This window comes from Microbispora sp. H10885 (assembly GCF_014161415.1).
Classification (GTDB): domain Bacteria; phylum Actinomycetota; class Actinomycetes; order Streptosporangiales; family Streptosporangiaceae; genus Microbispora; species Microbispora triticiradicis.
Genome location: NZ_JABBWY010000009.1, coordinates 359,860 through 381,138, shown reverse-complemented (window position 1 = coordinate 381,138; position 21,279 = coordinate 359,860). Strand labels below are relative to the sequence as shown.

The following is a 21,279-nucleotide window of genomic DNA, read 5'->3' as shown; positions in this document are numbered from 1 at the left end:
TCACTCTGACAAAAATGCATCATCGGTGAGACACGCCTAACCTCTGTGGATCGCGTGGTCATGTTCGATCGCGACTGACATGGCCAGCCGAGTCAGCCCTCAGGGGTGTAGGCGCTTGCGGGGCCGGTTCTGCCAGCCGCACCGCCAGTTGGTCGAAGCCCGGACGGTCAGGACTGACGGAGTCAGTGTGCTGTGGTGGGGCGGCGCCATAGGGAGCCGGACCGGCGGCCGGGCAGTGCGACGGTCGCGATGTGCTCGAACCCGCACCGGGCGTAGTACGCCTGCAGCGGGGCCGCCTCGCGGGCGACGTTGAGCCACACCCACGGGAAGCCTTGGCGGCGGGCTTGGCGGACGGTCCACTCGATCAGCATCCGGCCCAGGGTGCCCGGCGGCGGCGTGGGGACGTCCCAGCCGGGCGGCTGGTGCGGGTGGGGGCGTACGACGGCGAGTTTGTGCAGGATCAGGGCCTTGTCCTCGACGGGGTCGAGGCCGGCCGCGCCGAACTCGGGGTCGGGGCACTGGTCGACGGCCAAGGTGGCCTGCGGCCAGCGGCCGGAGTGTTCGACCAGCCGGATCGCGCCACTGGTGATGCCGGGGGTGACGCGGTCCAGGCCGAACCCGGCCTTGGGCCAGCCGTCGCCCTGATCACGCTCGTGTATCCAGGCGGCGGAGGCGTTGATCAGGGCCAGGACGGTACCGGCGTCGTCAGGGACGGCCCGGCGCATGGTGTACGGCGGGGGCAGGGCGGGCACCGAGCCCTGATATCGCTGCAAGGCCGCTCCCGTGGTCATATCTGTGGCTGGGCGTGCGAGTAGCTTGCCATGTGGTGGCGAGAGCCGGGCTCGTGAGCCAGCGGCGTCAGAGGAGGATTCCGCCGGCCAGGAACTCGTTCAGGGCCGTGACGATGATCTCCCGGGCTTCCGGATGTGCGAGGGCGCTCGGCTGCAACGACGGGTACTTTCCGTAGTCGGCGGATTCGAGCTGGTCGCGGAGACGGGACGACCCCGGAAGGATGGCGAGCCTCTCGGCGAGTCGTGCCATGCGCTCCCGCGATGCGCCGTGATGGCGTACGGGGACCCGAAGTTGACGGCCAGGACGGACTTGGCCGGGCCGGTGTAGATGCTCCACACGGAGGCCTTGTCGGAGCCGAGATTGAACCAGGCGGTGACAGAGGGATACTCGCCTTCGCCGAAGTAGTACTCGTGGAAGGACGGGTGGCTCTCGGCGTGACGGTAGACGGCGAGCAGCGTGTCGCGTACGTCGGCAGGGCAGTACTGCTCGACGGCCTGGAGGAAGCTGGGCTCGTCCCAAGTGCGCTTTCCCCGAGAACGGCCGGTTGGTCCCGCCTCGGCGGCCGAGGATGTGGTCCGGATCGCATCGGAGCTCGCTTCGGGAAGAGAGTCGCCGAGGGCCAGCTGGATGGCGATGGCCATCGTTTCGAGCCATTCGATGGTCGCCTCGGCCTCGTCGGCGGTGATCGGGGTCTTCTGCCCGGGCCGGTCCGGATCGTGGTCGGCGGTGTGGGCGATGTTGTTCCGGCGCCAGGCGATCTCCCGCAACCTGGTACGGACGCCGTCCGCGGTGATCGGGTTCCTGGAGTCCTGGTCGGTCAGGACCTCGGCGACTCTGACCCAGAGGTTCACCGGGCTGACGTGCGCGAACCCTTCCTTGATCTTATCTGGGTTCTGGAAGGTCATGAAGGAGAAATGCCGCTCCAGGTGCGTACGGAACGTTTCGCCGAGAGGCTCGTCGTGATGGTGGACCTTCTCGAATAACTCGACGGGAATGCTCAGACTGTTGAACTTGGGAGGCCGGGGCACCCTTGGCGTCAGCGCGAGGGTCACCGCCCGGTCGACGATCTCGCGGGTGACCCAGTGGTCGAGGGCCGCCACGGCCTGGGACCAGGCGGCGCGGTAGAGGTCGGTGACGTCGAAGGATCCGACCGCGAGCCGCTCCAGGTTGCGGCCGCCGTCGACGAGTTGCCGGGCGTACTCGAGGTTCTGCTGGAACTGCTCGAACGCGCCCGGAGTCGGGTCGCGCGCAGGCACGGGCTCGGGTCCGTATGCGTTCTGTGGCGGCAGTCTTCTCGCCCGGTACTGGCGCGCCAGTTCGCGGTAGAACTCGGTGCCGGGAAAGTCCTGTAGCGCGCGGACACCGGCTTCCGTGATCGCCCAGCCGTTCCGTTTGGTCATCCAGCCGAGCGAGGCGGCCTCTCCCGTACGGAATCCCAGTTGCGCCCACCAGCGCGCCTGGCCGTGCGCGTTGGGAGCACGGAGTTCGGGGGCGATCGGCGCTCTCTCCTCTACTTCTTTGCGCACTTCTCCTGGCGGCAGAGGCCTTCCGGCCTCCCGCAGAAGTTCGAACGTCGCGCGGAGGATGGGAGAAATCTTATCGGCATAGGCCATGGGGAGTTTCCTGCCTTTCGACTGTCGCCTCCGGCAGGATAAACAAGATCCCAAGCGGAAATGCGCCGTCTCACTTCATCCTGTGAGGTTTCGGGAAAACACCTGGGTGCGGAGGGATTCGCGTAGCGCCAGGGGCTCTGTACGCGGCGGGTGAAATGGGGACGTACGGGTAGGAAGGGAGACCGGGCCGGGGGAGTGTGGGGAAGCGGCCGATGACGACGGCGTTCATCCTGTGGGGCGGCGGCAGCCTGGGGGCCGCGCAGGTCGGCATGCTCCGCGCGCTCACCGCTCACGGCATCCGTGCCGACATGGTGGTGGGCGCCTCGATCGGGGCGCTCAACGGCGCCCACTACGCCTCCCGCCCGGACACCGAGGGAGTGGAGGAGCTCGCCCGGCTGTGGCTGTCGGTGAGCGGCCATGACGTCTACCCGGTGAGCGGGCCCGACGTGCTCCGCACGCTGGCGGGCAACCTGCCCTTCCACCCCTTGCGGGGAGCTCTGCAGGCGCTGGGCGTGCTCAACTACACCTTCCCGCTCAATCCGGCCACGCTGGCCGCGGCCGTGCTGGGCCGTCGCAACTACCTGTTCGACAACTCCGCCCTGCGGCGGTTCCTCGAACGCATTCTGCCGATCCGCGCCCTGGAGGAGACGCGGACGCCGCTTTCGGTGCTCACCGCGGACGTCCGGACGGGGCGGCCGGTGGTGCTGTCGCGCGGGCCCGCGCTGCCGGCTCTGCTGGCCAGCACCGCGATCCCGGCCCTGTATCCCACCGTGACGATCGGCGATCGGATCCTCATGGACGGAGGCGTTGCGGACCTGACCACCCTCGACTACGCGGTGGACGCGGGCGCCGACGAGGCGTACCTGCTGGCGCCCGGATTCACCTGCCACCTGCCGGACGCGCCGTCGACGGCGATCGCCATGGCCCTGCACGGATACAACCTGCTCAGCGAGCAGCGCATCAGCGCCTCGATCAGGCAGAACAGGCGGCGGACCCGCCTCCACGTGCTGCCGCCGCTCTGCCCGGTCGAGGTGCTGCCCGTCGACTTCCGCGCCACGGCCGACATGATCGAACGTGCCACCCTGTCGGCCGCCCACTGGCTGGAGCGGCGTGAACCACACCCCTCTCTCGCCCGCCTGCTCGGTCCTCCGCACGAAGCGGATCACGGCCCGTACCGGCCCGGCTGAATCTACAAGGTAAAGGCGGGGACGTTGTCGCTACCCGAAAGCTGCCCGTGCAGCCGGCGCGCCTGACGGACCAGTTCGCTCACCCGGCGACGACCGGCCAGTTCGGCGACGACGGGGAGATCGCCCTGGGCGTCCGCCCACTCGGCCACGTCGGCGGCGAACCGCATCAGCCGGGTGTGCACGGGGGTGGCCCGCTCGCCGGGGCCCGGCAGGTAGCCGGGCAGCAGGCCCCGCATGATCTCCCACACCTCCCGGTGCGCCCCGCGCTCGGCCGCCGCCCGGAGCGCCTCCACGAGCCCGCTGAGACGGTCGGGCCCTCGATCCAGCAGGACGGCGAGTTGCCTGCCGAGTTCCTCGCCGGGTAGGCCGCCGGTGGCGGCCAGGCGCAGCAGCGGCCCTACGGCTCCGCCGACCGGGCCCGCGAGCAGGTAGTGCGCCATGATCAGCGCGACGCCCTGCCCGGCGGGACCGTCGGCCGTGACCAGCAGTTCGAGGTCGGCGAGCGTGGGCTTGTTCAGGGGCCAGGACGAGTGCAGTGTCCAGGCCGACCGGGCGGCGGCCAGTTCGCGGTGCCCGGCGAGCACCGCGAGCAGCCGTTCGCACGACTCGTCGTGGAACCGGGGCGTGAGCAGATCGCCCAGCACCCCCCCGTACTCCGGTCCGCACACGAACTCCGAGAAGACGCGGACATCACCCTGGTGGGTGCCCCAGCGCAGGATCACCTCCGGTTCGGCGGGCCGGTCGGTGAGCCACCGGGCGACCGTCCGCCCCGCCGGGCTCGTCAGGGCCGCGGCCCGCGCGGCGATCTCGCCGGAGACGGTACGGCCCACCCTGAGCAGGGCCTGCCGCAGGTCCAGCGGCAGCGCCTCCACGCCGTCGCGCTCGTAGCCCTCGATCCGCTCCACCAGCGCTTCCGGATCGAGGAGCCCGTTCGCGCGGGTGGGCGTGCCGAGCAGGTACGACGGCAGGCGGCCTTCGAGTTGGGCCTGGTAGACCTCGGCGTACCGCGTGAGCGTCCACACCCTCGCGCCCGTGCCGTGCTTCATGTCCGGGAGCCGCTCCGCGACGGTCTCCGTGCCCTGCGGGTGCGCCCGGCGCCACGCACCCGGTTCGGTCAGCTCCTTCGCCATCGCCGCGGCCCAGTCGGCGGTGTCCCACCAGGGTGTCCACGGGTGGCTGCGGCTCCAGTGACGGGCGAGCGGCGCCAGCGCGGCGAGCAGCCGGTCCCGCTCCGCGCCGGGCCGGTGCCGGGCCGCCAGCCGTACGAAGCCGTCCAGCCATCTCTCGTTGGCGAGCCAGTCGTACTCCGACAGCGTGATCCGGGCCAGTTCCTCCGGCGTCCCGGGGGAGGGCGGCATGCGCGCGGGTTCCCGGACCGAGGGGAGCGGAACGGGGACGAACCGAGCGGGCTCCGGCTCCGCCGCCACCTCGCCGCCGAAGACCGCCGCCAGCCGTGCTCCCTGGTGGGCGGGCAACGCCGCGACCGCGTCCCTGATCATCTCGGCGCCCACCGGGGCGAACCGCCCCGCGTGCTTGGTCGCCAGCTTCACGGCCCGCTCCCGGGCGTCGCCCGACGCGTTGCCCAGTGCGGCGGCCAGCGCCATGGCCAGCGCGGGCGCGTGAGCGTCGAGGTCTCCGGCGGGGTCCTTCAGCAACCGGTCGAGCCAGATCAGCCCGGCCCGCACCAGCCTGCCCTCGGCGCGGAACAGCAGCGCTTCGACGGCCTCACCCGCCTGCTCGGGCGGGATCGGCCCCAGGCGGCGGATCTGCCGGAGCGCGAGGTCGGCCACGTTGGCCGCGGCGGCCGGGAGCAACGCCAGATAGTCACGCGCGTACGGCGCGATCTCCTCGGGTGAGGGGTCGAGCCGGTCGTGCAGGAGGACGAAGAAGCGCTGGTCGGCGGCTTGCCCGCCGCGCAGGAACCGGCCGCGGCACCCGTCGAGCAGGGCCTCGCGCTTGATCCGGCCGTCGCGGGCCAGGGCGGCCAGCGCGGCGGGCCAGTTCCGGTGGGCACGGAGCAGCCTCCCCACGCCCTCGGCCTCGAACAGCCTCGGCAGCATCGCGTCCAGCAGCGGATCCGCCCGCAGATCGCCGGAGGGGGTCACCGCGACCCAGGCGAGGGTGAGGGGGTCGTGCTCGGGGGGCTCGGCTCCGCTCTCCCGCAGCAGCCGCAGGGCCAGCCGCACCCGCCGGTCGGGCCGCGGGCGGACGCCGCGCAACCGCCGCGCCAGCCGTACGGCGAGATCCCTGCGCCATTCCAGCGGCCTGGCCGCCACGACCGCGGCGATCAGCGGGATGTCGTCGGTGTCCGCGGGCTCCCAGCCGCGCTCGAAGTCGCGCCTGTTCAGCCAGGTGGCGACGGCCGCGGCGCCGGGGAGTACCGCGGCGCCGGCGACCCGCATGGGCTCGATCCAGCGGTTCCCCACCTGTCGTTCGTCCATGGCGTCGGCCTCGGCGAAGTCGTAGACCGATCGGCCCGTCCGCGCCGCCCGCTCGTACAGCTCCTCCCACAGAGCCTGACGCGCCTGCTCCCGTTTCCGCTCCTCGCGCACCCCGGCCTCGCGGGCGGCGGGAAGATGTCCGGGCAGTTCCCGCGCCACCTCGCGGCGCGCGTCGTCGTCGAGGTTCAGCACGGCGGCCGCGACGGCGGAGGCGTCGCCCGGCGGCTATTCCGGCACGGACCACGTCCCAGGGGTTCGTCATGATCGGCACCCTAGGAGCGGGCACCGACAAGATCGGCTCGCGTCGCGCGGCCACGAGGTCGCCGATGTGGGGAACCACCCCTCGCCTGGGCAAGTACGATCGTTCCGTGACCGAAATGACCGAAACGACGCCAGGCTGGCTCGCCCCCGAGGACATCGAGTCGGTGCGGGGCCGCATGCCGATCCTGTACGTGGACGCCGTGCCCGTGCGTGTGGACGACACGGGCACCGTGACCCGTGTCGGCCTGCTGCTGCGGATCGGCCCCGACGGAACCGTGAGCCGGGCGCTGGTTACCGGCCGGGTGTACTACCACGAGCGCATCCGCGACGCGCTCCTGCGTCACCTGGAGAAGGACCTCGGGCCGGTGGCGCTGCCGAGCGTGCCGGTCTCCCCGGCGCCGTTCACGGTGGCCGAGTACTTCCCCACGCCCGGGGTCACGCCGTTCCACGACCCGCGCCAGCACGCGGTCTCGCTGGCGTACATCGTCCCGGTGCGCGGCGACTGCCGGCCCCGGCAGGACGCGCTCGACCTGGAGTGGTTCACGCCCGAGGAGGCGGCCTCGCCGATCGTGCAGCAGGAGATGACCGGCGGCCAGGGCGTGCTGCTCAAGCAGGCCCTCGCCCACGTCGGCCGGCTGACCTGACGCGGAAGCCGCCGGGCCGGCCGCCCGTACGAGTGATCAGCGACGGCCGGCTCTGTCGTCGGCGTCCGGCGAGGCGCCGATGACGCCGGCGAGCCCGGACGGCAGCGGGTAGGGCCGCTCGGCGGGCGGCGCGGCCGCACCGGCGCGGATCGCACCGACGGCGGCGGTGATGTCGGCGATGGAGACGATCCACTCGTCGACGTAGCGGTCCACGGCCTCCCCGGACAGGCCGATCTGGATCGACCGGTACGGCAGCGGGTGCAGTCGCGCGTCGCGCTCGGGATCCCATTGGATCCGGACGGGACTCTCGCGAAGGCGGGTGGCCCACGTCCGCTGGTCCTCGCCTGGACCGGGATGGCTGGGACAGGAATGGGCGAGAGCCCACTCGAAGCCGTCCCGGCTGACCTGTACGGCGAGCACCCGGGTCTGACCCGGTTTCGCCGCCCAGCCGCTGCGATACATCATCCAGTGGAACGATGGTTTGACCCAGGTCATCCGCTCGCGCTTGAACGGCGGCACGAACCGCTGCGCGGCGACCGCCCGGTCGGCGACGGCGGGGTCGTACGCCTGGTAGACGGTGACGGCCTCCTCGGTGTAGGCGGCCCGAATCTGCCGGTAGGGAACTTCCATTCCGCCGAGTCTCGTCAGTACCGGCCGAGGTGGGCAACCGGTTATCGCCGATGGGCGAGGGCCAGGAGATGGCGGGCCAGGGCGAGCGCGCCGAGCAGCGCGGCGAGCGCGCAGACGCCTGGCCAGCCGGCCGCGCCCCAGACGCGCACGCCGAGCCAGGAGCCCGCGCTGCCGCCGAGATAGGCGCAGGTCATGTAGGCGGTGTTGAGCCTGCCGCGGGCGTCGGGACGCAGGGCGTAGACCCGGGCCTGGTTGGCGACCATGCCGCACTGCATGGCGACGTCGAGCAGCAGCGTGCCGAAAGTCACCGCGGCCAGGCCGGGCACGCCGCCGAGCGACCCGGCGGCGAGGACCACGGCCGAGATGAGCACCCCGAGCATGCAGACGAGATTCACCGGGTCCGGTCCCACGCGGTCCACCAGGCGGCCGGCGACGGGAGTGCACAGCATGGTCGCCGCGCCGACCAGGGCGAGCATCCCGACGGCCCGGGCGTCCAGGCCGTACGCCGGGCCGGTGAGCAGGAGCGCCAGGCAGGTCCAGACGGCCGAGAAGCCCGCGAAGACGGCCGCCTGGTAGACGCAGGAGCGGCGCAGCTCCGGTTCGGTGAGGAGCAGGCGCAGCGGTTCGGCCAGGAGCGCGGGGTACGGCTGGCGGGAGGACGCGGCCGTGACGGGCACCGTGACGGCCAGCGCCGCCGCGAGGAACAGCGCAAGGGCCGCGGCGACCAGGTACGGCGCCCGCCAGCCCAGCCATTCGCCGAGGCCCCCGCTGAAGGTGCGGGCCAGCAGCATGCCGCCGGTCGAGCCGCTCAGCAGGGTGCCGATCACCGCTCCCCGGCGGCCGGCGGCAGCCAGACCGGCCGCCAGCGGGGCGACGACCGGCGCGGCCACGGTGGTGAGGCCGACCAGAGCGCTCGCGGCGACAAGGAGCGGCAGGGCCGGCGCGCAGCCCGCGGCGAGCAGGCCGAGGCCGGTGAGCGCGAGCAGGGAGACGAGGAAGGGGCGGTGCGGCACACGGTCGCCGAGCGGCACGAGCAGGACGATCCCGGCCGTGTAGCCGGTCTGGGTGGCGGTCACCACCAGGGCGCCCGCGTCGGGGGGCAGGTGCAGCCCGGCGGCGACCAGCGGCCCGATCGCCTGGGGGAAGTAGACGTTGCCCACGGCCACCGCGCAGGTCACGGTAAGGACGACGAGGATCCGGCGGCTCATGCCCCGGCCACCGGCCTGCCCCGCCGTCGCCCGGTCGCGTCGCTCACGGCGACGGCCGCAGGTGGTTCAGAGGGTGTGGAGGTCATGGACCGAAGTCCACGCCGAGGGTCTTCCCCCGCCAATCGATGTAGCGTATGGCTTAATGATCAGTTTCGTGCTCGGCGTGGAGGACCTCGCGGACACCAGGTTCGCCCTCTCGCCTCTCACCGAGACGGTGCTCAGCCTGCGGGTGCTGCGCGATCCGGGCCTGTCTCCGATGCATCTCCCGTGGCGCGGGTCGGTTCTCGGCAGGATCGGCGGGCTCGACACGGGCCTGCTGATGTCGCTGGTGGCGAAGAGGCACACCCTTCCCGGCTTCCTGACGCCGAGGCCCGCGACCTTCGCCCCGGACTTCGAGGAGGAACTGGCGGTAGTCGGCCGGACCTCTCCCGATCTGGTCCGCCGTGACCTGCTCGCCGCGCACGCGCCGGATCCGCTGCCCGGGCCGCTGCGCGACGCCGCCGCCGGCGACGACGCGCCGGTCGTCCGTCTCAGGGACGCCGTCTGTGAAGCCCTGCGCCGATACTGGGAGATCGCGGTGAAGCCGCTGTGGCCGCGGGCGCGGCTGGTGCTGGAGGCCGACATGACCTACCGGGCGCGGCAGCTGGCCGTGGGCGGCGCCCGCCTGCTGTTCGCGGGCATGCACCCCAACCTGCGATGGGAGGATGGGGTGCTGCACATCGACAGGGTGATCGGTAGCTTCCGCGTCGCCGCGGCCGGCCGTGGGCTGCTGCTCGTCCCCTCCGTGTTCGCGCACAAGCCCGCGCCCCCGGTCATCCCGGAGGAGCCTCCCTCGCTGGTCTATCCCAGCCGTGGCCTCGCGACGCTCTGGGCGCCGGAGCCCGTCCCCGCCGGCGCGGCTCTCGTGTCGCTCCTCGGCGCGCCCAGGGCGCGGCTGCTCGGCCTCCTCGGCGAGCCGCTGCCCACCGTCGAGATCGCCCGCCGCCTCGGGGTCACGCCGAGCGCCGTGTCCCAGCACCTGCGTGTGCTGTACGCCACGGGCCTGGTCACCCGGGCCCGCGACGGGCGGAAGGTCCTGTACCGGCGCAGCTCCCTGGGAGACCGGCTGACCGGCGCCGTCCGTCCGTGAGCCGGGTCATCGCTGCGCGTGCGCGTCGCTGCCCGTCCTGGTGTGGAGGAGTTCGGTGAACAGGTCGTCCCACAGCGGCATGACGTTCTCCGGGGCGTACTCCCGGGCGGTGGCCGCGGCGGCGGAGCCCATGCGCAGGCGCAGGTCGCGGTCGGCGATCAGCCGGTTGAGCGCCGCGGCGAGGGCGTCCACGTCCGCGGCCGGCACGAGGAGGCCGTTTTCGCCGTCGGTCAGCACGTCGCGGGGGCCCGTCGGGCAGTCGAAGGCCACGATCGGCAGGGCGTGGGTCATCGCCTCGATCATGACCATCGGCAGTCCCTCGAAACGGCTGCTCAGCACGTAGACGGAGGACCTGGCGAGCTCGTCGTCGAGGCGGTTGGTCCGGCCCATCAACGTCACGTGGGCGGAGAGGCCGTGCTCGCCGATCAGCGCGCGGAGCGCCGCCTTCTTCGGGCCGGTGCCGAAGATCCGCAGCCGCCACTCCGGATGCTCCCTGGCCACCTGGGCGAACGCCGGGAGCAGCAGGTCGAAGCCCTTCTGCTTGACGAGGCGGCCGGCGGCGACGATCACCGGGTGGTCCTGCCGGGACGGCGTCTGGCTCACCGAGTGGACCGCGTTGGGGATCCGTACGATCCTCGTGCCGGGCAGCATCGCCTCGTAGTCGCGCCGGTCGCTGTCCGTCAGCACCGCGATCGCGTCGAACGCGCCGTAGTATCGCGCGATCTCCGCGCGCAGCGTCTCGGGATAGCTGCCGATGTTCATGTGCTCCTGCGCCACCCGTACGACGTGCGGGCCGGCGCGGCGCGCGGAGATGAGGTTCAGCGCCGGGCGGGTGGTGACGAGGACACCGTCCTCGACCGACGCGACGTAGTCGATGGCGGCCTTCTCCACGCGCTCGGTGAAGTAGGCGGCGGCGTACTCGCCGAACGGCACGATCTTGCCGCGCAGCCGCCGCCAGACGCGCCGGCCGAGGGAGTCGGTCCGCACGCCCGCCCGCTGGTCCACCAGCGTGCGGAGGGTGACGGCCGGGTCCAGCCGGAACTGCGGCTCGTCCCGGCGCCGCACCACGCTCACGATCTCCACCTCGTGGCCGAGCGCGGCCATCGCGTTCGCCTGGTTGACCACGGTGCGGATCGTGCCGCCCATGCCGTAGGCGTGCAGCAGCATGTAGCGGATCTTCACCGCTCGTTCTCCTTCGGCAGGTAGCCCCAGCTCCGGCAGATGGGTTTCAGCAGGTCGGGTATCTCGTCCGGGCCCGGCAGGTCGCGTCCCGGCTGGACCCGGCCGGACCGGATCTTGTCGCTCCAGTCGCCGAGGCCCTTCTGCACGACCTTCTGCTCGCCGTACGCGAGCATGCCGGGCTCCCAGGGGATGCCGAGGAAGTCGCAGATCGCGCGGGTCGTCTTCTCCGGTTCGGCGGTGAGGTCCTCGTACCGCACGGTCAGGCCGGTGAGCGCCTTCCTGGCCCGCTGCACCGCCTTCATGTAGCGCAGCGCGTCGGACGCGGCCTCCTCACGGGTGCGCTTGACCGGGTCGGCCTCGTACCAGGAGGCCGCGATGGACGCGGGGTGACGCAGCAGGAAGATGTACCGGGCGTCGGGCCAGCAGGCGGCGATCCGGGCGTGGGCGAAGGCGTTGGCGGGGGTCTTGTCCACGATCGTCCGCTTGCCGCTGCGTACCAGTTCCCGGTGGAGCACCCGGTCCCACAACATGTGCTCCAGGTCGGCCTGGTTGTGGCCGAGGGCCTCCATGGCCTTGCGGGAGAGCGCCGTGCCGAACCCCACCGTCAGCCTTCTGACGTGCAGCTCGTGCGGGGCGTGCAGCTCGGGGTGGGCGTTCAGCATCGACCGCAGCAGCGTGGAGCCCGACCGTACGGGCGACATGACGAACACCGGCGCCACCAGCAGCCGATCCGCCCCCGGGTCGGCAGGCGGGCGCACCAGTTCCTCCGGCGCGGGGGACGGGGCCTGCTCCTCAGGGGACGACGTCGCGGCGGGCCGGGCACGGGTGAGCTGGACTCCGGTGAACTTGACGAGTGCGCCGTTGATCCTCCGCTGCCATGTCATGGCCCGCGACGTTACCGAGGCTTCCGGGGAATTCCCTGAGAATCCACCCCCTGGTCACCCGGCACCCCCCCCGTACGTCACCGGGCATGTGTGGCCCCCAGGGTACGGCTACCTCTCCCGCACGAGGGTCCCGTCGCCATGGAGTCGGCGTCGCCGGGGTTCAGGAAGATCTGGACGTGCGGCTTCCCGTCGGGTCAGGTGGCCGCCCGGCGCGGGCGTCCCCTCCAGCGGGCGGCCCGCCGCGCGGACCTCCGCCACCCGCAGGCACGCGCTGTACGGCCAGGGCGGCGGGTCGCTCAGCAGGACGAACTCCAGGTCGCCGGACGGGGGCTCCGCGCAGCGCACGAGAAACCGGTCCCTCTCACCAGGACAGGTCTCAAGGGTGAAGTCCGGCAGCGGCTCAGGCCTGGCCACCGGGGTCACGGTGCGCCGGAGGCCCGGTGTCGTCACCTCGCCGCCGTCCCCGCGGTAGACGGCCCGCACCACTCGTGGGCGCGCCCGTTGCGCACCCCGCGGTTGCGGAAACCGGAGCCGGACGTCGCCACGGGGACGCCGTCGCGGGTGACCACCACGCGAACCGCGACTCCGAGCGGGCGCGGCGGGCGATCGAGTTGCCGGAGGAACCGGCCGGCCTCCTGCTCTGACCGCCGGTCCGCAGGGTGTGAGGAACGCACCTTTAAACCAGGATCTAATTCATCACCGGCGGTGAGGGATATCACTACTTGGGCTTTGGTCCCCCTGCGAGTCTTTTAAGGGTCGGCGCGGCTTACGGCATGATTAATCCCGGCTTTCCAGGCTGGTAGTCGGGTTTCCGCCTGTCCCGCTCGCCCGGCGCCTCCCCTGTCGTCCCCGGCGGAAGGGGAGCGGACTCAGCAGCACGCCATGGAGGGTTCTTATGATCGGGGTCCTTGCCCGGCCGCACATCCTGACGTTCCTGGAGACCCGGCTCCGTGAGCTGGTCCGGGCACACGGCGTGTGCGGCGCGCAGCTCGCCGTCCACCAAGACGGCGAGACCGTCGCGATCGAGGTGGGCGAGCTCGAACACGGCGGCGGGACGCCCGTCACCCGCGACGCCGCCTTCCCGATCGGGTCGGTGACCAAGCCGTTCACCGCCACCCTGGCGATGACGCTGGTCGCGGACGGCGACCTCGACCTCGACGAGCCGCTGGGCCGTCACCTGCCCGAACTCGACGAGCTCGGCGACCGGCTGACCCTCCGCCACCTGCTCAGCCACACGGCCGGGTTCGCCTGCGGTCCGGACTCCACCGAGGTCTCCACCGCGTCGCCGCGCCGTTATGTCGCCGACCACTGCCAGCCTCACAACCTCGTCCAGCCGCCCGGTGCCGGCTTCTCCTACTCCAACATGGGGTACGTCGCCGTGGGCCGCTTGGTCGAGGTGATCACCGGTATGAGCTGGGCAGAGGCGCTGGAGGCGTTCGTGCTGCGGCCGCTCGGCATCAGGCCCGCGTTCATCTGCCGCACCGAAGTGCCGCCGTCCGGGCGGCCGGTGGCCACCGGCCATTCGGTCAACCCCGCCCTCCGGCGCACCCAGCCGGTGCGGCAGTCGATCGCGCCGCCGGAGGCCCCGGCCGGGGCGCTGGCCGCCAGCGCCGCCGACCTCGTGGCCCTCGGCCGCCTGCACGTGGGAGCGGGGATTCCCGGGCTGCTCCCCGGGTCGTACGCGGAGCGGATGCGGCAGCCGGTGCTCTGCGCCGACCCCTACGGCCTGGCCGACGGCTGGGGCCTGGGGCTCGCGGTGTACGGCGGCGAGACCGGCGACTGGGTGGGCCACGACGGCAACGCCGACGGCACCTCCTGCTACCTGCGGATCGACCCCGTGGACGGCTGGATCGTCGCCCTCACCACGAACACCGGGACCGGCATCGGCCTGTGGAAGGACCTCGGCCGCCACCTGGCCGAAGCCGGCGTCCCGATGCCCACCGGAGAGTCGCCCGCCGGATCCCGGCCCGGCGCGCCGCCCCGGGACTGCGCCGGCGCCTACCGCAACGGCGACGCCGAATACCTGGTGACCCGCTCGGGCGGCGGTCTGACGCTCACCGTGGACGGGTCCGGCTTCGCGGTGCTGACCGGCGCCGACGGCCTGACCTTCGAGCTGCTCGACCACTCCTCGGGCCAGCGGCTGCCCGGCGGCCGTTTCCAGCGTGACCCGCGCACCGGCGAGATCAACGGGATCCTGGTCAACGGCCGTCTGGCCGGCCGGTGCCACGCCGCCGTCATGGCCCGGTAACCCGTACGGCCGTGCCGGTCGGCCCGGCCACGCCGGTCGGTCTGGTCGGCCCGGCCGGTCTGGTCTGGTCGGCCGGGTCCGGCAGGGGCGCCGGCCGCTCTCCTGACGCGCACCTGCCGGCGCTTCCTCGGCTCCGCGCCACCTCGGCCACCGCTCACGCTCGGGCCGCCGGGGAGCGTGGACGGTGGCCGAGCCATGCCCGCCTGCCCCGTGCCCGCCTGCCCCGTGCCCGCATGTCCCTGCGTTCGCCGGCGCCTTCCTCCGTACCACCACACACCATACGACCGCCCCACCGCGCGACCACCCTCCGCACGACCACACCGGAAAGGTGTCCATGCTGATGCCGACCAAGATTGCCGGAACCCTTCCGGCGCCCGAGTGGAACGACACGGACCACGACGTCCCGCCCGTCACGTTGCCGCGGTTGTTCGAGCGGCAGGCGGCCCGGACGCCGGACCTTCCGGCGGTGCTGTTCGAGGGCGGCTCGCTGACCTTCGCCGAGCTGGAGATCCGGGCGAACCGGCTGGCGCACCTGCTGGTCGACCGCGGGGTGGGGCCGGAGGAGATCGTGGCTCTCGCGCTGCCGCGGTCGGTGGAGATCGTGGTGGCGCAGCTCGCGGTGGTGAAGGCCGGTGCCGCGTTCCTGCCGGTGGACCCCGCCTACCCGGCCGAGCGGATCGCCTTCATGCTGGCCGATGCCGCGCCGGTCCAGGTGGTGACCTCGGCGGAGACGGCCCGCGAGCTCCCCCTCGACGAGGCCACCGGGGTCGTGGCACTCGACGATCCGGAGACCGCGGACCGGCTGGCGGCCATGCCGGACCACGCGCCGGCCGACGCCGACCGCCGGAGCCCGCTGCTGCCCGGCCACCCCGCGTACGTGATCTACACCTCGGGCTCGACGGGCAGGCCGAAGGGCGTGGTGGTCTCCCATCGGGGACTTGCCGGTTTCTCCGCGGCCGAGGTGGACCACTACGAGGTGCGGCAGGGGGACCGGGTCCTGCAGTTCTCCTCGCCGAGCTTCGACGCCTCCGTGCTGGAGCTGTGCATGTCCCTGCCCGCGGGAGCGGCGCTGGTGGTGCCGCCCCCCGGGCCCCTACTGGGCGAGCAGCTCGCCGAGGTGCTCCGCGAGCGGCGGGTGACGCACGCGCTGATCCCCCCGGCGGCGCTGGCCACCGTGCCCCGGGAGGCGGCGCGCGAGCTGCCCGAGTTCCGGATGCTGACCGTGGGCGGCGACGCCTGCGCGTCCGACCTGGTCGAGCTCTGGGCGCCCGGCCGCCTGATGATCAACTCGTACGGGCCCACCGAGTCCACGGTGGTGTCGACGTGGAGCGGGCCGCTGGTGCCCGGCCGTACCCCCCCGATCGGACGGCCGATCTGGAACACCCGGGTCCACGTGCTGGACGAGGAGCTGCGCCCGGTCCCCGTCGGCGTCGCCGGTGAGCTGTACGTCGCCGGACTCGGGCTGGCCCGGGGATATCTGCGCAGGCCCGGGCTGACGGCCCAGCGGTTCGTGGCGAACCCGTACGGTGCGCCCGGGGAGCGGATGTACCGCACCGGGGACCTGGTGCGGTGGACCGCCGACGGCGAGCTGGAGTTCGTGGGCCGTGCCGACGACCAGGTGAAGATTCGCGGTTTCCGGATCGAGCTCGGCGAGATCGAGACCGCGCTCGCCCGGCACCCGGACCTGGCCGCGGCCGTGGTCACCGCCCGGGAGGACCGGCCCGGCGACAAGCGGCTGGTGGCGTACGTGGTGCCGGTCGCCGGGCGGCCGGTCGTGCCCGGGGACCTGCGCGCGTTCCTGGCCCGGACCCTGCCCGTCTTCATGCTGCCCGCGGCGTTCGTGACACTGGAGGAGCTGCCGCTCAGCCCGAACGGCAAGCTGGACCGCCGGGCCCTGCCCGCGCCGCCCGCCCGGAGCGAGGCCGCCGGCGGCGACCACGTCGCCCCGCGCACCGGGACCGAGCGGACGCTGGCCGGGATCTGGGCCGAGGCGCTGGGCGTGCCGGGCGTGGGCGCGTACGACGACTTCTTCGGTCTGGGCGGCGACTCGATCCTCGCGGTGCGGGTCCTGTCCCGGGTGAGGGAGGTGTTCGGGGTCACGCTGCCGGCCCGGGCGGCCTTCGACGCGCCCACGGTGGCACGGCTCGCCGAGCTGGTGGACGCCGCCGCCCCCGCGGACCCGGACGACGCCATCCGTCCGGCCGCCCACGGGCCGGTGCTGCCGCTGTCGGCGGCCCAGCGGCGGCTGTGGTTCCTGGACGATCTGAGCTCCGGCGGGGCCGAGTACAACACCGGGGTCGCGCTGCGGCTGTCCGGCCCCCTCGACCCGGACGCGCTGCGCGCCGCCCTGGCGGCGCTGGCCGAGCGGCACGAGTCGCTGCGGACCACCTTCGGCATCGTGGACGGCCACGGCGTGCAGATCGTCGCGCCCCACGGCACGCTGCCCCTGCGCGAGGCGGACCTGCCGGCGCTGGAGCCGGGCGAGCGGGCCGCCGCGCTGGACCGGGTCCTGCTGGAGGAGCTGCGCACGCCCTTCGACCTGCGAACCGGGCCGCTGAGCAGGGCGCTGCTGGTACGCCTCGCCGAGGAGGACCACGTGCTGCTGCTCGCGCAGCATCACATCGTCACCGACGGGTGGTCGGTCGCCATCCTGGTCGACGAACTGGCCCGGCTGTACGGCGCCGAGTGTGGGGGCGGGCCGGCGGCGCTGCCGCGCCTCCCGATCCGGTACGCCGACTACACCCTCTGGCAGCGCGATCGGCGGACCGGTAAGGCCATCGAGGAACACCTGGCCTACTGGCGGGAGACGCTGGCGGACGTCCCCGTGCTCGACCTGCCGGCCGACCGGCCGCGGCCCGCGGTGCTCGGCACCGCAGGCGCGGTGCACCGGCGCGAACTGCCGGCCGACCTGGTACGCGGGCTCGCCCTGGTGGGGCAGGCGCGCGGGGCCACCCTCTTCATGACGCTGGCGGCGGCGGTGCAGGTCCTGCTGTCCCGCTACAGCGGCCAGGACGACATCGCGGTGGGCACGGTCACCTCCGGACGCGACCGGGAGGAGCTGGACGATCTCGTCGGCTTCTTCGTCAACACCGTCGTGCTGCGCTCGCGGGTGGACGAGGCGGGGACGTTCGCCGAGTTCCTGTCCGGCGTCCGGGAGACGGTGCTGGAGGCGTTCGCCCACGACGTGGTGCCGTTCGACCGGCTGGTGGAGGAGCTCGCACCCGACCGGGACCCGAGCAGGACCCCGCTCGCTCAGGCCATGGTCGTGCTGCAGAACGCGACCGTACGGCCCCGCGAGATGGGCGGGCTGCGGGTCGCCGAGCACGACCTGCCCCGGCCGTTCGCCCGGTTCGAGCTGGTCGTCGAGTTCGTGCCCAGGGACGACGCGATGACGATGGTGCTGGAGTACAACACCGATCTGTTCGAGGCCGGCACGGTCGAACGGATGGCCCGGGAACTGGAGACGCTGCTGGCGGGCATCGCCGCGGCGCCGGAGGCCATGATGTCCGACCTTCCCGGCGGGCCGGCCGAGCCCTGGGCGCCGCGCGCGCCGCGGGTGCGGCCGGTCGCGGCGGCCACCGGACGCCCCGGCTACGTCGCCCCCCGGACCCCGGCCGAGCGTGCGCTGGCGGAGATCTGGGCCGACCTCCTGGGCCTGGACCGGGTCGGCGCGGCCGACAACTTCTTCGAACTCGGCGGCGACTCCATCCTCGGTATCCAGGTGGTCTCACGGGCCCGGCGGGAGGGACTGGAGCTGTCGTCCAGGGACCTGTTCGCGCACCAGACCGTGGCGGCGCTGGCCGCCTGCGCGCGCCGGCTCGCGCCGGAACGGCCGGACCCCCGGGGCCCGGTGAGCGGGCCGGTGCCGCTGACGCCGATCCAGCGCTGGTTCTTCGAGACCCACACGGGACGGCCCGGGCACTTCGGCCAGTCCGTCCTCGTCGAGCTGGCCGCGCCGCCGGACGAGGCGGCGCTGCGGCGGGCGCTGGAGGCGGTGGCGGTCCACCACGACGCGCTGCGGATGCGCTTCTCCCGGGAGAACGGCGAGTGGTGCCAGCACAACGCCCCGCCCGGGGACGGGCCCGGCTTCCCCTTGGAGCTGCGCGACCTGGTGGAAACCGAGCTGCGCGACCTGGATGGCACCGAGCTGCGCGACCTGGTGGGAACCGAGCGCGACCTGCCGGGGGCGGACGCCGCCGGGCGGGCCGAGGCCATGCGCGCCCAGGCCATGCGCGCCGCCGCCGCGGAGGCGCACGCCGGCATGGACCTGGCGGCCGGACCCATGGCCAGGGCGATCCTGTTCGGCCACGCCCCCGGCCATGCCACCGGCCGTGCTCCCGATCAGGGCGCCGAGCGGCCGGTCCTGCTCCTCGCCGTGCACCACCTGGTGGTCGACGGGGTGTCGTGGCGCATCCTGCTGGAGGACCTCGGCCGCGCGTACGCCCAGGCCGTACGGGGTGAGCCGGTCGATCTCGGGGACAGGACGACCTCGTTCCAGGAGTGGTCCCGGCGGCTGGCCGCCCACGTCACCGGCGGCGGGCTGGACGACGAGCGCAACCACTGGGCCGGCGTGACCGCCGGGGACGAGGCGGACGACGCCCTGCCGGTGGACATGCCCGGCGCCGGCGCGGGCACCGCCGGCACGACGCGCACGGTCACCGCCCGGCTCACCGAGGAGGAGACCACGGCGCTGCTGCACGAGGTGCCCGGCGCGTACCGGACGCAGATGAACGACGTGCTGCTGGCCGCGCTGGGCCGGGTGCTGAGCCGGTGGACCGGCCGGGAGCGGGTGCTGCTCGATCTGGAGGGCCACGGTCGTGAGGACCTGCTGGACGGCGTGGACCTGACCCGCACGGTCGGCTGGTTCACCACGGTCTTCCCGGTCGCCCTCGACATCCCCTCTTCCTCCGACTGGGGCGCCACGCTGAAGTCGGTCAAGGAACGGCTGCGTGCCGTGCCCCGCCGCGGCATCGGCTTCGGCGCCCTGAGTCACCTCGGGGGAGGCCTGCCCGGGGGCCGGCGGCCGCGCGTGCGGTTCAACTACCTCGGGCAGTTCGACTGGCCGGTCGGCGGCGAGGGCCCGTTCCACGCGGTGCCGGGCGGCCTGAGCGCGGACGGCGACCCGGAGGCGGAGCGCAGCCACCTGCTCGACGTCGTGGCCGTGATCGAGGGCGGGCGGCTGGAGTTCACCTGGTCCTACTCCCCGCAGGCGCACCACGAGGAGACGGTGCGGCGGCTGGCCGGCCAGACCGTCGCCGCCCTCCGGGAGATCGCCGAGCACTGCTCGCGCGCGGGGGGCCGTACGCCGTCGGACTTCCCGCTGGCCGAGCTCGACCAGGCGGCGGTGGACCGGATCGCGGGCGACGGACGCGGAGTCGAGGACGTCTACCCGCTCACCCCGATGCAGGCCGGGATGCTCTACCACGGGCTGTCCCACGGCGGCCGGGGCGTGTACCTCCAGCAGCTCACGTTCGTCCTCGACGGCGTGCCCGACACGCGGCTGCTGGAGGCCGCCTGGCAGCACGTGGTGGACGGCACGCCGGTGCTGCGGTCCCGGCTGGTCTGGGCGGGGATGCCCACGCCCCTCCAGGTGGTGGAGCGCCGGGTCGCCGTCCCGTTCACCGCCCTGGACTGGACGGGGGTGAGCGAGGCCGAGCGCGGTGAGCGCCTGCGCGGGCTGCTGGAGCGCGACCGGGACGAGAGCATGGACCTGGCCGGCGCGCCGCTGATGCGGCTCGCGGCGGCCCGGCTGCCGGACGGCGAAGTGCAGGTGGTGTGGACCTTCCACCACGTGCTGCTCGACGGGTGGAGCGTCTTCCAGGTCCTGTCCGACGTGTTCGCCGCCCACGCGGCGCTCGTCGCCGGGCGCGCCCCCCGGCCGGTGGCCCGGCCGCCGTTCTCCGGTTACCTCCGGTGGCTCGCCGGGCGCGACCGGCGGGAGGCGGAGCACTACTGGCGGGGCGTCCTGGCGGGCTTCGCCGCGCCCACCCCACTGGGCGCCGACCGGCCGGGGGATCCGGCGCACGCGAGCGTCTCCTCCGCCCGGCTGTCCCTGCGTCTCGACGAGGAGGAGACCAGCGCCCTCCGCCGGTTCGCCAGGCGTCACCGGCTCACGGTCAACACGGTCGTGCAGGGAGCCTGGGCGGTCGTGCTGTCCCGGATCAGCGGGCGCAGGGACGTCTGCTTCGGCGCCACCGTCTCGGGCCGGCCCGCCGATCTCCCCGGCGCCGACGAGATGACCGGCATCCTGATCAACACCGTGCCCGTACGGGTGGACGTCGCCGGGACGGCCCGCGTGGCCGAATGGCTGCGGGCGCTCCAGGCGACCCAGGCGCACTCGCGCAGGTTCGACCACGTCCCGCTCTCGCAGGTCCAGGCCTGGAGCGGCCTGCCCGGCGGGACGGACCTGTTCGGCAGCATCCTGGTCTTCGAGAACTACCCGGTCGACGACACGCTCGCGGCCGGGCACGGCCTGCGGCTGCGCGACCTGACCGCCGTCGAGACGACGAACTACCCGCTGAGCCTCGCGGTCGTCCCCGGCGAACGGCTGTCGATCGACGTCGGGTACGACCCCGCCCTGTTCGACGCGGCCACGATCGAGCGTACGGCCGGCCGCCTGCGCCGGGTGCTGCGGTGCTTCGTGGAGGACCCGGACACCGAGCTCGGCCTGATCGACGTCCTCGCCGGAGACGCGCGGGCCGCGACCCCCGCCCCGCCGCCGGCCCCCGCTCCCACGCAGGCTCCGGCGCCGGCCTCCGCTCCGGTCGCCGCGCACGTCGCCCCCCGTACGGAGACCGAACGCGTGGTGGCGGAGATCTGGGCCGAGGAACTGGGACTCGACACGATCGGCGTCGAGGACGACTTCTTCCACCTGGGCGGGGACTCCCTGCGGGGCCTGGCGATCGCGGCCAGGGTCAAGAGCCTGTTCGACGTCGCGCTGACCCCCCGCGACGTCCTGACCAGCCGTACCGTCTCCGCGCTCGCCGCGCTGGTCGAGGAGAGCATCCTTCGCGAGCTGGAGCACGTCGCCGCCGGCGGCACCGAGCGCTGATTCACGAGG

The 21,279-nt window shown here is 73.4% G+C and carries 13 protein-coding genes; 5 read left to right on the top strand and 8 right to left on the bottom strand.

The genetic code is table 11. The features are described 5' to 3' along the window. Positions 1-182 precede the first annotated feature (182 nt). On the bottom strand, positions 183-773 hold the full coding sequence (locus HHX37_RS25210; RefSeq protein WP_182886997.1) for a GNAT family N-acetyltransferase: 591 nt from the start codon (positions 771-773) through the stop codon (positions 183-185). A gap of 117 nt (positions 774-890) precedes the next feature. Continuing rightward, the gene (locus HHX37_RS25205) at positions 891-2,318 is read right to left on the bottom strand and encodes a hypothetical protein (protein ID WP_182886996.1); all 1,428 of its coding nucleotides are present in this window, start codon (positions 2,316-2,318) and stop codon (positions 891-893) included. A gap of 299 nt (positions 2,319-2,617) precedes the next feature. Between HHX37_RS25205 and HHX37_RS25200 the strand changes: the two genes are divergently transcribed. Continuing rightward, positions 2,618-3,592, top strand: a complete 975-nt coding sequence (locus HHX37_RS25200; protein ID WP_182886995.1) for a patatin-like phospholipase family protein — start codon at positions 2,618-2,620, stop codon at positions 3,590-3,592. 2 nt (positions 3,593-3,594) lie between these two features. On the opposite strand, the gene HHX37_RS25195 is transcribed toward HHX37_RS25200, so the two are convergent. After that, positions 3,595-6,225 carry a DUF6493 family protein gene (locus tag HHX37_RS25195; RefSeq protein ID WP_182886994.1) on the bottom strand — a complete coding sequence of 877 codons (2,631 nt, stop codon included), beginning with the start codon at positions 6,223-6,225 and terminating at the stop codon, positions 3,595-3,597. Between the two features lie 185 nt (positions 6,226-6,410). On the opposite strand from HHX37_RS25195, the gene HHX37_RS25190 reads away from it, so the two are divergent. Further along, positions 6,411-6,938: an NUDIX hydrolase family protein gene (locus tag HHX37_RS25190; protein ID WP_111699495.1), complete on the top strand. Its 528-nt coding sequence runs from the start codon at positions 6,411-6,413 to the stop codon at positions 6,936-6,938. A 36-nt stretch (positions 6,939-6,974) separates the two neighbouring features. Here the strand turns inward: HHX37_RS25190 and HHX37_RS25185 are convergent, their stop codons facing one another. After that, positions 6,975-7,568, bottom strand: coding sequence for a DUF4291 domain-containing protein (locus tag HHX37_RS25185; RefSeq protein ID WP_182886993.1), 594 nt, complete (start codon positions 7,566-7,568; stop codon positions 6,975-6,977). 41 nt (positions 7,569-7,609) lie between these two features. Continuing rightward, complete coding sequence (locus HHX37_RS25180; protein ID WP_182886992.1) at positions 7,610-8,776, bottom strand: MFS transporter; 1,167 nt, start codon at positions 8,774-8,776, stop codon at positions 7,610-7,612. A gap of 142 nt (positions 8,777-8,918) precedes the next feature. On the opposite strand from HHX37_RS25180, the gene HHX37_RS25175 reads away from it, so the two are divergent. Next, entirely contained in the window at positions 8,919-9,905 is a 987-nt protein-coding gene (locus tag HHX37_RS25175) for an ArsR/SmtB family transcription factor (protein ID WP_182886991.1), read from the top strand. Between the two features lie 6 nt (positions 9,906-9,911). Here the strand turns inward: HHX37_RS25175 and HHX37_RS25170 are convergent, their stop codons facing one another. From HHX37_RS25170 to HHX37_RS25160, 3 genes are all read right to left on the bottom strand, one after another. Next, positions 9,912-11,087 (bottom strand): glycosyltransferase family 4 protein, encoded by a 1,176-nt coding sequence (locus tag HHX37_RS25170; RefSeq protein WP_182886990.1) that lies wholly within the window; start codon positions 11,085-11,087, stop codon positions 9,912-9,914. Next, positions 11,084-11,971 (bottom strand): sulfotransferase family protein, encoded by an 888-nt coding sequence (locus HHX37_RS25165; RefSeq protein ID WP_182886989.1) that lies wholly within the window; start codon positions 11,969-11,971, stop codon positions 11,084-11,086. Before HHX37_RS25165 ends, HHX37_RS25170 begins: the two co-directional genes overlap by 4 nt. 108 nt (positions 11,972-12,079) lie before the next feature. Further along, positions 12,080-12,385: a hypothetical protein gene (locus HHX37_RS25160; RefSeq protein WP_182886988.1), complete on the bottom strand. Its 306-nt coding sequence runs from the start codon at positions 12,383-12,385 to the stop codon at positions 12,080-12,082. A 481-nt stretch (positions 12,386-12,866) separates the two neighbouring features. On the opposite strand from HHX37_RS25160, the gene HHX37_RS25155 reads away from it, so the two are divergent. Together HHX37_RS25155 and HHX37_RS25150 are read left to right on the top strand one after the other, a co-directional pair. Continuing rightward, positions 12,867-14,219, top strand: a complete 1,353-nt coding sequence (locus HHX37_RS25155; protein WP_182886987.1) for a serine hydrolase domain-containing protein — start codon at positions 12,867-12,869, stop codon at positions 14,217-14,219. Between the two features lie 340 nt (positions 14,220-14,559). After that, positions 14,560-21,270, top strand: coding sequence for a non-ribosomal peptide synthetase (locus tag HHX37_RS25150; RefSeq protein ID WP_182886986.1), 6,711 nt, complete (start codon positions 14,560-14,562; stop codon positions 21,268-21,270). Positions 21,271-21,279: the final 9 nt, after the last annotated feature.

Bases quoted from the DNA above. Each gene is read 5' to 3' on its own strand.
- HHX37_RS25200 (WP_182886995.1), top strand. From the start codon at position 2,618: ATGACGACGGCGTTCATCCTGTGGGGCGGCGGCAGCCTGGGGGCCGCG.
- HHX37_RS25190 (WP_111699495.1), top strand. From the start codon at position 6,411: ATGACCGAAACGACGCCAGGCTGGCTCGCCCCCGAGGACATCGAGTCG.
- HHX37_RS25185 (WP_182886993.1), bottom strand. From the start codon at position 7,568: ATGGAAGTTCCCTACCGGCAGATTCGGGCCGCCTACACCGAGGAGGCC.
- HHX37_RS25180 (WP_182886992.1), bottom strand. From the start codon at position 8,776: ATGAGCCGCCGGATCCTCGTCGTCCTTACCGTGACCTGCGCGGTGGCC.
- HHX37_RS25175 (WP_182886991.1), top strand. From the start codon at position 8,919: ATGATCAGTTTCGTGCTCGGCGTGGAGGACCTCGCGGACACCAGGTTC.
- HHX37_RS25165 (WP_182886989.1), bottom strand. From the start codon at position 11,971: ATGACATGGCAGCGGAGGATCAACGGCGCACTCGTCAAGTTCACCGGA.
- HHX37_RS25155 (WP_182886987.1), top strand. From the start codon at position 12,867: ATGATCGGGGTCCTTGCCCGGCCGCACATCCTGACGTTCCTGGAGACC.
- HHX37_RS25150 (WP_182886986.1), top strand. From the start codon at position 14,560: ATGCCGACCAAGATTGCCGGAACCCTTCCGGCGCCCGAGTGGAACGAC.